The organism is Caldimonas sp. (assembly GCF_046289365.1).
In the GTDB taxonomy this organism is placed as follows: Bacteria; Pseudomonadota; Gammaproteobacteria; order Burkholderiales; family Burkholderiaceae_C; genus Caldimonas.
Genome location: NZ_JBKBVU010000319.1, coordinates 1 through 2,309 on the forward strand (window position 1 = coordinate 1; position 2,309 = coordinate 2,309).

The window sequence follows — 2,309 nt, forward strand, 5'->3', positions numbered from 1 at the left end:
AGTGGGTGCGCGCCGGGGGCGCGGACGAAGAGAACAACGAGCGTTCAGGAAAACCGACATGACCGTCACCCTTGCAGACCTGCTGAAAGACAGCGCCTATCGGCTCGACCAGTTCAAGCCCGAACACATCGCCGCGCTGGAGGCAAGCATAGCGATGAAAAGAAGGCCTGAAGATCCGCAACACAGCATGTTGCCCGCCCGCTAGATGGCACTACTGGAGGTATCAGCATGGCTGTCAATCTCGACAAACCTCACAACTGGAAGGCCGACGTGGCGCTATCGGTCGATATGTATAACGACTGGTTCATAAATTTTGCGCCAGATGCGTTTCGCACCACGCGAATTCAGACTACCAAGGACGTTGAGGCAGCGCTTCGCGCCACCGGGAACCTTACCGACGTGCGGCCGGCGGTGCTGCGCAAACATCCCGAGATCCTGCCGACGCTTCGGATGTCCACATGCCCACCGTTGGCAGTAGACCGTCTCATTGGTCTGGCAGGCGCTTCCCCCAACCTCGTCAAGTGCATGGAGCAGGAGCAGCGGCTGCCGGTGCGGATGTCGGTCACCCAGGCCGACCGTGAGCTCGAAAAAATCGCTGCCATCATCGAGCGCCTCGCTGACCCCGACATCTTCGTGTGGATCAAACGCGAGGCGCCAGCGACCGAGGTTGAGATTCACCGAGCGGCCACCATCGTCGCCGACCGGCTGTGCGGCGCCGTCGCCAACCCCATTATTCGTAATGCTCAGGAGAAGCGGCAGCTCGCCGCCATCAAGGCCTGGCTGGAGCAGCGCGGCTACAAGCAGCTTCCCGCTGGAGATGGAACCAAGTTCAACGCCATGCCCGCTGGCACGTTCAGCTTCCGCCTGAACGTGCCGGTCAAGCTGGAGGGCGGGGTGCAGTCGGTCAACATCCCCATTGATGCGGTCATCATGCCAAAGACCGCTAAGGCCAAGGACATGCCGCTGTTCTTCGAGGCGAAGTCAGCGGGCGACTTCACCAACACCAACAAGCGCCGCAAGGAAGAGGCGGTCAAGATGGCCCAGCTTCGCAGCACCTACGGTGACGCCGTGCGCTTCAACCTCTTCCTGTGCGGCTACTTTGATAGCGGCTATCTCGGCTATGAGGCAGCCGAAGGCATCGATTGGGTGTGGGAACACCGCATCGATGACCTCGCGCTGTTCGGAATCTGACCATGCCCAGCAAGAACGACCAGCTCGAAGAACGCCGCTGCGCCTTACAGGCGGCGCTCGACGGCCACAAGACTCAGGCCGAGCGCAACAAGCTCGGCCAGTTCGCAACGCCCACACAGCTCGCCCGCGACGTGCTTGCCTACGGACTGAGCCTGTTGCCTCAGGGCGAAGCGGTGCGCTTCTTCGACCCGGCTATCGGCACTGGCTCGTTCTATTCGGCCTTGAGGTCGACCTGTCGACGCAGACCCGTCGCTTGGGCGCGCGGCTTTGAGATTGATGCGCACTACGGACAGCCAGCGCTGGATCTGTGGCAGGGCTCGCCACTCGAAATCACCCTGGGGGATTTCACGCGGCAGACACCGCCGGCCGCTGATGCCGGCCGAGCGAACCTGCTCATCTGCAATCCGCCTTATGTGCGCCACCATCACCTGAGCGGCGAAGAGAAGCTGCGCCTGCAGGAGGCAGCGCGCAGGGTGGCACACGTCGAGCTGTCCGGCCTGGCTGGCCTCTACTGCTACTTCATGGCACTGTCGCACGACTGGATGAGTGAGGGCGGCGTTGCCGGATGGCTCATCCCGAGCGAGTTCATGGATGTCAACTACGGCAAGGCCCTCAAGGCATACCTGCTGCGCGAGGTAACGCTGCTGCACATCCATCGCTTTGACCCCAACGATGTCCAGTTCGATGACGCGTTGGTGTCCTCGGCGGTAGTCTGGTTCAAGAAGCAGAAGCCGCCGGCTGGCCATGAGGTCACGTTCTCCTATGGGGGGACGATGCAGAAGCCGGCACTCATCAAGAACGTGAGCGTGCAGGACCTGGAGCGGGCTGAGAAGTGGACGCGCTTTCCTAAGCAGGACGCCGAGGCTGTCCATGAGGGCTACCGGCTGGGCGACTTGTTTGCCATCAAGCGAGGCCTGGCCACCGGCGATAACAGCTTCTTCATCCTTGATGAGGAGCGCGTGCGCTCCCTGAGCATCCCGCCGCAGTTCTTGCGTCCTATCCTCCCGAGCGCGCGCTACGTCAAGGACGACGAGATCATGGCCGACGCGCAGGGGGTGCCGCTGCTGGACAAACGCCTGTTTCTGCTTGACTGCGACCTGCCGGAAGACGAGGTGCAG

General features: G+C 62.0%; 2 protein-coding genes and 1 pseudogene. All 3 read left to right on the top strand.

Features of this window, described 5'->3' with window-relative positions:
* Window positions 1–205 (top strand): annotated as a pseudogene (locus ACK42S_RS17545) (hypothetical protein); the annotation flags it as partial.
* Window positions 206–228: 23 nt separating this feature from the next.
* Window positions 229–1,191 (top strand): XamI family restriction endonuclease, encoded by a 963-nt coding sequence (locus tag ACK42S_RS17550; RefSeq protein ID WP_409710641.1) that lies wholly within the window; start codon window positions 229–231, stop codon window positions 1,189–1,191.
* Window positions 1,192–1,193: 2 nt separating this feature from the next.
* Window positions 1,194–2,309: Eco57I restriction-modification methylase domain-containing protein (locus tag ACK42S_RS17555; RefSeq protein WP_409710644.1), on the top strand; the 1,116-nt coding region annotated here is incomplete at its 3' end.

Bases quoted from the DNA above. Each gene is read 5' to 3' on its own strand.
- ACK42S_RS17550 (WP_409710641.1), top strand. From the start codon at position 229: ATGGCTGTCAATCTCGACAAACCTCACAACTGGAAGGCCGACGTGGCG.